We start from the raw sequence: 6,423 nt of genomic DNA, 5'->3' as shown, positions 1-6,423 counted from the left end.
TCGAAGCCCTCCAAGGCAGGATAGTTTATGTGGTTCATCGCTATCAGCCGGGCATACTTCCCGTGTTCGCGGAGGAGTTTAACGATTCTCCTGGCCTCGGCCAAGCGGAGCTGGCCCTTCTTGGTGCTGGTTATGACGCCGAATTTTTGAGCGTCCATCGCCTTCGCTATCTGAGCCCAGCGCTTCCTTACCAGCCTCTCAGCCTCCCGATCCATCCAGATGGCGTCCCCGGAGTAGGGGTTCACCGCCAGTGTGGGTTTTCTGGTTGCTATGGCCACCCCAAGGGGGTGGAAGTAGCCGGCCCCTATGAAGAGAACCCCCTCGGCATCGACCTTGGCCGCGGTAAAATTGCAGCCGAGAACCTGGCCGGGCCAGCTCACGCGGGAGTCACCCTCCCCAACGACAACATCAAGGCCCTCCTTTTGCAGAAATTCCTTCGCCCTTACGAGCTGGTGAATGTGCTGGGAGGTTGTAACGAGGGCAATCCTCCTCCCGAGCTTTCTGATTTCGTTGATGTTCCGCTCAAGAGCCTGAACGACGTCAACCTTCGCGAACGCAGGCACGAATATCGTCGGAACTTCAAGGTGGAGCGTCATGTAGCTGTGGCCGAGGTGCACCAGCGCATCGCAGCCGAGAAGCTTTGCCTCCCTGTCAGCGGGGTCGCAGGCACCGTAGTTTATGTCCCCGCTTATTATCGCCTCGATTCCGTTCTCCTCAAGGAAATCGGCCAGGGACTGGGCCTCCCCTTTTAGGCCCTCGGGCGTCTGGATGAGCACCCGCTTAGCGTTAAGCTCTCGAAGGGTTTCCAGTATCTCGCCACTCGAAACTTCATGCATTGAACCCACCGGAGTCCATAGCAGAGAAGCCTTTAAATGCCCATCGGCATCCATACCATCGGAAAAAGTTAAAAGACAAAAATCAGAAATAGAGAACGGTGAACAACGTGGTGGAGTTCCTTGAGCTGCTTGGAGAGGCGTGGAAAAAGTTTGAGGAGACCAAATGGCTCCTTCCAGTGCCTGTTGTGATGAGCCTGATGGACTACGGGAAGGTCCTCGAAGTCCTAAACGTCGAGGGCTTCCATTTTGGAATCCAGTTCCCCCTGCCCGAACCAACGCCCACCCTATGGAGCCTCGTCTCCCTTCCAGCGAAAGCCTCAGGTGTCGCCTTTTCCCCCGAAGGCATAACCTTTATGGTACTCATGGTACTCCTTGGTAGTTACCTCGAAGCGGGCTACCTCGGAAGCATAAGGGATGAGGTTCTGATGCGTGAGAGCACATTTTTTAAGAACGCTGGGAGGGACTTTCCAGAGTTCCTCAAGTTCAACGCCATGCTCTACACGGTCATGATGCTCCTAATCCTCACACTCTTGGCCTCACCGTTTACGTTCCTCCTGGCATTCCTCGGGCTCCTCATATTCCTCTACGCGGTCTACGGGACACCGTTTCTGATCTCAATCGGTGGTCTCGGATTCATGGATGCCCTAGCTGAGAGCCTCAGACTCGCGATGAAAGGCGGCGAATACCTCGACTACGCCCTCAAGTACCTTGCCCTGGGGGCATTCATCTCAGTCCCGCTGACGCTGATAGTGGCCAACATGGGGGTGGTGGGCCTGGTGGCCGGTCTGCTCCTCTCCGCCCCAATCTCGCTGACACTGAGTACAGCCACACTTCTTTTCTTCCTGGCACTTGGAGAACCCGGGACTAAAGGGGACATCGATAGCCACTAATGGTTTTCAGTAAACCTTATCAATCATCAATGCACATATTACTTCTGCCATTCGGAGGTGATCAAATGAAGGGAAAGCTGGGCATAATCGTTGGACTGCTGGTTGTGCTGGCCATGGCAGCGCCCGTCTCTGCCCTTACAGGGAGCGGAGGAAACTACTGGCACCCCTATCCTACCAACGTGATACCCGGGGACATCGTCATAGGACACGGACAGAAGAGCGACTTCTTCATACCGGGGTACTGGACGCACACCGGAATCGTGGCGTATTATGACCCCTATTACGGCGATTGGGTCGTTATTGAGGCCTGGGAATCAGGGATAAGGATGGTTCTGCTCTCGGACTTCCTCAGCAGGTACGACGCCGTTGCGGTTCTACGCGTTGCCACCAGCGATTACGTGAGGCAGAACGCCGTCTACTTCGCATACCAGCAGCTGGGCAAGCCCTACGACTGGGGCTGGTGGACGAAGCAGGTGTACGGGGACAGCTACTACTGCTCCGAGCTCGTCTGGGCAGCATACATAGCCGCGGGCGGGCCGGACATAGACGCAAACCCCGGCTGGACGTGGACCTACCTGAACGGCGTCGCGCCGCAGGAGGTCTACGACGACGATGACACCTACGTGATATACTACCACTCTGTCTGATCCTCCCCTTTCTTTCTGCGGGGACAGAAAGCCTTAAATATTCTGAGGCAAATAATACCTCGAAGTTCGATGCATCGGGGTGATAGGTATGGGCGACGTACTCATAACGACCACCGAGAATATCCCCGGCTACCGCGTGGTTGAGGTGAAAGGCCTCGCCAGGGGCGGCATCGTCAGGGCAACCCACGTCGGGAGGGACATAATGGCCTTCTTCAAGAACCTGAAGGGCGGAGAGGTGCAGGAGTACACGCAGATGCTGGCAGAAGCGAGAGAAGAGGCGCTGAGGAGAATGAAGCTCCACGCGGAGGACATGGGCGCGAACGCCGTCATAGGAGTCCGCTTCATGACGTCCGCGGTTGCCTCGGGGATGGCCGAGATATACGCCTACGGCACGGCGGTGGTCGTTGAGAGGATCGAGGAGGAGTGAGCATGTACCTCCTTCCGTTCCCCATACTCGGCGGGCTGCTGGCGTGGGCAACGCTCTACTTCATGGGCTTCGAAAAGCAGAGATGGGGGGAGTTCGTCCTCGGCTTGGCCGCGTTTTTCATTGCAATGATAATCCAGAACCCCGTCCAGCAGCTCCCGCTCTTGGGAATGGGGATAAAGTCCAACGCCGACGTCATAGCCAGGGGAACAGTCTTTGTCATAGGTGTTTCGGTATGGGTCGGGCTTATCGCGGGTATAGTCCAGGAGGGGGCAAAGTACCTTCTGGTGAAGGGGAAGAGCCTGAACACAGGCCTGTTTATGGGGCTGGGTTTTGGAATAACGGAGGTCTTCGTTATAGCCGGCGCAGCCCTCGCCGGGGCTCTGGCAACGGGAAAACCGCTCGACGTACCGCTAAGCACGGCACTCCTTTCGATGGTGGAGCGGTACTTCGTCGTTCTGTTCCACGTCGGAACCGGAATATACCTCGCGTACGCCTACAGGGAGGGCTATGGGAAGACGGGCCTTCTGGCGATGATAGGAATCCACACGGTCATCGATTCCCTGGCGGCGTACTATCAGCTCACGAAGAGCGAGCCGGTCATGTACACGGTAGAGTTTATAACCGCCCTCGCCGCACTGGGACTGCTGTACTACATGATTCCAAAGGCAAAGGTGGAACTTCCGAAGGAAGAGGAAGCCCTGTGGTGAGCGACGTGCTAATGGACAGGAAGGAGAAAGCCCTCAAAAAGCTGAGAAAAGACCTTCGCTCCGGGCTCTACTCCTACCTAGTGCTCCTGCTCCTGGAGAGGGAGAAGGAGCTCCACGGCTACGCAATACGAAAAAGACTTGAGGAGCTCAGCGACGGCAGAATCGTGCCCAGTGAGGGCGCTCTGTACGACATCCTCAAGAGCCTGAAGAAGACCGGCCTGGTGGGGGACACCTGGGCAGAAGTCGGGGGAAGGCCGCGGAAGTACTATTCCCTGACGAAGCTGGGCAGAGAAGTCCTGAGCGAGCTGAAGATGGAGATAGGGGCGATAATGGAGACTCTGGAGAGGATGGAGGGAGAGTAGCCCGGGGGTCACCATGGAGCCCTATACCCTCCTCAGAATCCTCTGGGCGGCATTCATCGGCCTCGGCATAATTGCCGCGGGAGTTCTCACCATCGCCTCAAAGGGCGAGCCGGGGATAGGGTTCAGGATAGGCTACACCTACCTTTCGGAGAGGGCGAGAAGGAGGGCGAACCGCGTTTCAGGAATCGGAACGATCCTCACCGGAGTTTTTCTTATAATCCTCTCCCCGTTTCTGACGTTCGCATGGCTAGTTGCTGTCCTGCTCCTCGGTCTCGGAACAACGACGCTCCTCGCATACCTGGCCGCAAAGCGGGAGTACGAGCTTGGGGAGCTTTCGGAGGAAGCCCCTAAAAGACCCGGGAGAAGGATAGAACCACCGAATTTGAAGGCGTACATCGTCCTCCAGGCGATGTTTCTTGGGATTTTTGTGCTTTCCTCCACAGCGGGAGACGTTTCAAGAGAAAGCACGCTGATCCTCGGCGGGGCACTCATTCTGCTCCTTGCACTGACGGTTCTCGCCTCCCGCCCGCTCGTTTTCCAGCTGGCGCCCCGCTTCTCAGGGATTATGGCCCGGAAGTTCGCAGGAGCACTGACCCTCGTCTCAGGCCTGATAACGGCAGAGATTGCCCTAACGGCACTCGGATACGAGCCAGGGCCGCTTGGCGCCGTGCTCCTTCCCGTAATCTCACTGGGTGTTATTTTCTACGCCGCATTCATCGCCCTGAGGGGAGCCTACGAGGAGGGCTACCGCTAGGTTTCGAGAGCCGTTATCAGCTCCTCTTTATCGGGCCTCTCGATTATCCCAATCTTAACGGCATGCTCAAGCACGTAATCTGGAAGTCCTTCACCGAAGAAGGCCTTTATCCCCTTACCCGGGAAATAAAAGGCATAGACACGGACACGTTTATCAAAACATTTCCCCCTGGCAACCATGAAACCCTTTTCGACGTTAACTCTCACTATTCCCCAAGAGAAAACTTCAGCCAGACCAAAGAAGGCCTCAAACAGTTTTACCCGTGCGTCCTTTAGAGCCTTGTTTACTGCCTGGCGGGAGATGCCGAGGGCCTCAGCTATCTCGACCTCGCGCATTCCCTTGGCCCTCATCAGCCAGACCCTCTCCATGCCCTCCGGAAGTCTAAGCATTTTTCATGGCCTCCCTGATTAGTTTTAGAACCTCCCAACCCCTATCGGAGGAGAGCAAATAAGACTTTCCGCCTGCGACTATAAGGATGAGATCGTCCTTTTGGAATGCCCTAACCATAAAGGCCACTAACAGGGCCAAAAACATCCCAGGGGCGAGTGTTTTAGAACCCCACCTAAAAAGGGGAAATACCATTAGAAAGGCGACGCAACAAAAAGCCGCCAGCCGGAGGAGGGGTTTTCTGTTCTTTGGCAAGGCCAATAGAAGGAAAAATACTGTAAATGCCAGTATGACAAAGACGTCCATGTACTGCCTGAGAGAATTTTCGCCGCCGTTCAAAACCAAGAGGTCAGCTGATGCCCATAAAACCACTCCCAGCCACGTGAAGGTGTATGCTTTAAAGTGCTTCAGTACAGTACTGTATTCAAGTCCCGACAGAAGTGACAACTCTTCGATAGAGTCCAGCTTTATTTCCTGCTTCATGACCCAAAAGCCGTAGAAGAGAACGAGCTTTCCACTTTCAATCTTGGCACCCATACCAACGGATAAAATCCAGGAGAATATGAACAAGGGCTCCACAAAAAATCCAGTAAGCTTGGAGACGTACCACGCCATAGACATACCGATGAGTCCTGCAGAAAATAGGAAGAGAGGAATGCCTCTAACCGGAAATGGGCTGGCTTTAATCAACCGCACTGGAAGCACCCCCCTCTATCTGTGTAAGCTTATCCCCGGCCATGCCGACCAGAAAGGAACCCAGCTCTTTGAAAAATTTACTGGCCTCGTAATCATCCCAAGAAGAGAGGATGTACGTGTCATTTTCAGTAACCAGGATAACGCCTTTCGGGGTGAAAAGTCCAGCAAAGCTGAATAGAGCCAGCGACACCCCAGTTATGGCAACGTATTCCCCCACTCCTTCCTGGCCGGCTCTGTAAAGATACCGGGCCATTACCAGGCTCAATGCAAAGATAACAATCCCCAGCACCCATCTCTCTCTGTAAGTAAAGGAGAGCATAAAAAGTGTCAAGAAACCCCAGTATATCCACATGACCCATACAAAGGAAGTGTGTGGCGCGTTTTTAAGCATCCCCATGAATCCAACGGCAATCCACAGTATGGCCAAGAGCTTGATTTCCCTAAAATAATTGATAAGCCTGATCCGCTCAGATGATGTCAAATCGAAGATGTCCCTTATCTCCGAAAATGGAATCTCTCTCCGGATAAAGACAACTGGCCAGCCCCACTCCAGGGTTATCCTGCCAGTCTCAATCCGCACGGGTCTCCAGAAAAACAGCAGCAAAAATGACCAGAAAAGTGCCCTCGAGGCCAGCGCGAGTTCTTTTCGGCCAGTAAATATGTAAAGTGGAGTTGTTAAAGCCACCAAGAACACCATATATCTCCCCTCTGTGGGAT

General features: G+C 54.6%; 10 protein-coding genes. 6 read left to right on the top strand and 4 right to left on the bottom strand.

Annotated features, from left to right (window positions below):
- Window positions 1-836: diphthamide biosynthesis enzyme Dph2 (gene dph2 / locus F7C11_RS00320; RefSeq protein ID WP_297089825.1), on the bottom strand; the 836-nt coding region annotated here is incomplete at its 3' end.
- Between the two features lie 98 nt (window positions 837-934).
- Here dph2 and F7C11_RS00315 point away from each other — a divergent pair.
- From F7C11_RS00315 to F7C11_RS00290, 6 genes are all read left to right on the top strand, one after another.
- Window positions 935-1,726, top strand: a complete 792-nt coding sequence (locus tag F7C11_RS00315; RefSeq protein WP_297089809.1) for a hypothetical protein — start codon at window positions 935-937, stop codon at window positions 1,724-1,726.
- Window positions 1,727-1,791: 65 nt separating this feature from the next.
- Window positions 1,792-2,373: a YiiX/YebB-like N1pC/P60 family cysteine hydrolase gene (locus F7C11_RS00310; RefSeq protein ID WP_297089807.1), complete on the top strand. Its 582-nt coding sequence runs from the start codon at window positions 1,792-1,794 to the stop codon at window positions 2,371-2,373.
- Between the two features lie 88 nt (window positions 2,374-2,461).
- Window positions 2,462-2,800, top strand: coding sequence for a heavy metal-binding domain-containing protein (locus F7C11_RS00305; RefSeq protein WP_297089805.1), 339 nt, complete (start codon window positions 2,462-2,464; stop codon window positions 2,798-2,800).
- A gap of 2 nt (window positions 2,801-2,802) precedes the next feature.
- Entirely contained in the window at window positions 2,803-3,507 is a 705-nt protein-coding gene (locus F7C11_RS00300) for a YhfC family glutamic-type intramembrane protease (protein ID WP_297089803.1), read from the top strand.
- Window positions 3,508-3,512: 5 nt separating this feature from the next.
- Window positions 3,513-3,869, top strand: coding sequence for a PadR family transcriptional regulator (locus F7C11_RS00295; protein ID WP_297089823.1), 357 nt, complete (start codon window positions 3,513-3,515; stop codon window positions 3,867-3,869).
- Window positions 3,870-3,882: 13 nt separating this feature from the next.
- Window positions 3,883-4,623, top strand: coding sequence for a hypothetical protein (locus F7C11_RS00290; protein WP_297089801.1), 741 nt, complete (start codon window positions 3,883-3,885; stop codon window positions 4,621-4,623).
- Here F7C11_RS00290 and F7C11_RS00285 read toward each other — a convergent pair.
- The 3 genes from F7C11_RS00285 to F7C11_RS00275 are packed head-to-tail and all read right to left on the bottom strand — an operon-like array spanning window position 4,620 to window position 6,403.
- Entirely contained in the window at window positions 4,620-5,012 is a 393-nt protein-coding gene (locus F7C11_RS00285) for a sigma-70 region 4 domain-containing protein (RefSeq protein ID WP_297089799.1), read from the bottom strand. The two genes, F7C11_RS00290 and F7C11_RS00285, sit on opposite strands and share 4 nt — an antisense overlap.
- The gene (locus F7C11_RS00280) at window positions 5,005-5,706 is read right to left on the bottom strand and encodes a hypothetical protein (RefSeq protein ID WP_297089797.1); all 702 of its coding nucleotides are present in this window, start codon (window positions 5,704-5,706) and stop codon (window positions 5,005-5,007) included. Before F7C11_RS00280 ends, F7C11_RS00285 begins: the two co-directional genes overlap by 8 nt.
- A complete protein-coding gene (locus F7C11_RS00275; protein WP_297089796.1) occupies window positions 5,693-6,403 on the bottom strand; it encodes a hypothetical protein in 711 nt (236 codons plus the stop codon). The genes F7C11_RS00280 and F7C11_RS00275 overlap by 14 nt, the downstream gene beginning before the upstream one ends.
- Between the last annotated feature and the right edge of the window lie 20 nt (window positions 6,404-6,423).

This window comes from Thermococcus sp. (assembly GCF_015521605.1).
Taxonomy (GTDB): Archaea; Methanobacteriota_B; Thermococci; order Thermococcales; family Thermococcaceae; genus Thermococcus.
This window is presented reverse-complemented; position numbering and strand designations above follow the sequence as displayed.